Genomic DNA, 1503 nt, shown 5'->3' on the forward strand with positions numbered 1-1503 from the left:
GGGTTCATCGACATCTTCACGTTCGACAGGTCCACACCCGACCCGTCCGCCTTCACCCGCGCCTTCACGTTGTAGTCGATCACGCGCTTGACCGGCACAAGAACCTTCATCTTCGCATCTCCTCAGAAGAACGCCTGCAGGCCGGTCTGGGCACGGCCGAGGATCAGGGCGTGGACGTCGTGGGTGCCTTCGTAGGTATTGACGGTTTCCAAGTTCACCATATGGCGCATCACCGGGTACTCGTCCGAGATGCCGTTGCCGCCGTGCATGTCGCGGGCCACGCGGGCAATCTCCAGCGCCTTGCCGCAGTTGTTGCGCTTGATCAGGGAGATCATCTCGGGCTGCATCCGCCCCGCCTCGAAGAGGCGCCCCACGCGCAGGGCGGCGTTCAGGCCGAGGGTGATCTCGGTCATCATGTTGGCGAGCTTCAGCTGGTGCAGCTGCGTCTGCGCGAGCGGCTTGCCGAACTGCTTGCGGTCAAGCCCGTACTGCCGCGCCGCGTGCCAGCAGGCCTCGGCCGCGCCCATCGAACCCCAGGCGATGCCATAGCGCGCCCGGTTGAGGCAGCCGAAGGGACCGCCCAGGCCCTCGGCGTTCGGCAAAAGCGCGTCCTCGCCCACCTCGACCTCGTCCATGACGATCTCGCCGGTGACGCTCGCCCGCAAGGACAGCTTGCCCTCGATCTTCGGCGCCGAGAGGCCCTTCATGCCTTTTTCCAGCACGAAGCCACGGATCTTGCCGTCATGCGCGTCGGACTTGGCCCAGACGACGAAGACATCCGCGATGGGGCTGTTGGTGATCCACATCTTGGACCCGTTCAGCCGGTAGCCGCCGGGGGTCTTTTTCGCGGTGGTCTTCATGCCGCCGGGGTCCGAGCCCGCATCCGGCTCGGTCAGGCCGAAGCAGCCCACCCATTCGCCCGAACAGAGCTTCGGCAGGTACTTGCGCCGCTGCTCCTCGGACCCATAGGCGTTGATCGGGTGCATGACCAGGGACGCCTGCACCGACATCATGGATCGGTAGCCCGAATCCACCCGCTCGACCTCGCGCGCGACAAGGCCGTAGCTCACATAGCCCGCACCGGTGCCCCCGAACTCCTCGGGGATGGTGACGCCCAGCAGGCCCAGTTCTCCCATCTCGGTGAAGATGGCACGGTCGGTCTGCTCGGTCCGGAAGGCCTCGCGCACGCGGGGGGCGAGGTGGCCTTGGGCATAGCTCCGCGCGGTGTCGCGGATCATGCGCTCTTCCTCGGTCAGTTCGTCTTCCAGCAGGAAGGGGTCTTCCCAGCGGAAGCTGCCGATGCGGTCCATCTTCATAGTGGTTTCTCCTATCTGCATCAGGCGAGTTCAATAAGCATTACGGTGGTCATGCCAGGCCTATCTTGGGGTCGCGAGGCACCGGCCTTCTTACATGTTGGGATAGTTCGGCCCGTCGCCGCCCTGCGGCGTGGTCCAGACGATGTTCTGCGACGGGTCCTTGATGTCGCAGGTCTTGCAGTGGACG

The 1503-nt window shown here is 64.9% G+C and carries 2 protein-coding genes and 1 pseudogene; all 3 read right to left on the bottom strand.

The features are described 5' to 3' along the window. A pseudogene (locus tag BLQ03_RS18195) lies at positions 1-110 on the bottom strand (electron transfer flavoprotein subunit beta/FixA family protein); the annotation flags it as partial. A gap of 12 nt (positions 111-122) precedes the next feature. Next, on the bottom strand, positions 123-1316 hold the full coding sequence (locus tag BLQ03_RS17670) for an acyl-CoA dehydrogenase (protein ID WP_245689005.1): 1194 nt from the start codon (positions 1314-1316) through the stop codon (positions 123-125). 90 nt (positions 1317-1406) lie between these two features. Further along, a partial coding sequence (locus BLQ03_RS17675) for a 4Fe-4S dicluster domain-containing protein (protein ID WP_139166733.1) occupies positions 1407-1503 on the bottom strand: 97 nt, incomplete at its 5' end.

The sequence above is a fragment of the Paracoccus chinensis genome (assembly GCF_900102885.1).
In the GTDB taxonomy this organism is placed as follows: Bacteria; Pseudomonadota; Alphaproteobacteria; order Rhodobacterales; family Rhodobacteraceae; genus Paracoccus; species Paracoccus chinensis.

What these genes read in the sequence shown, in the direction of transcription:
- BLQ03_RS17670 (WP_245689005.1), bottom strand. Translation starts at nt 1,316, where the DNA reads ATGAAGATGGACCGCATCGGCAGCTTCCGCTGGGAAGACCCCTTCCTG.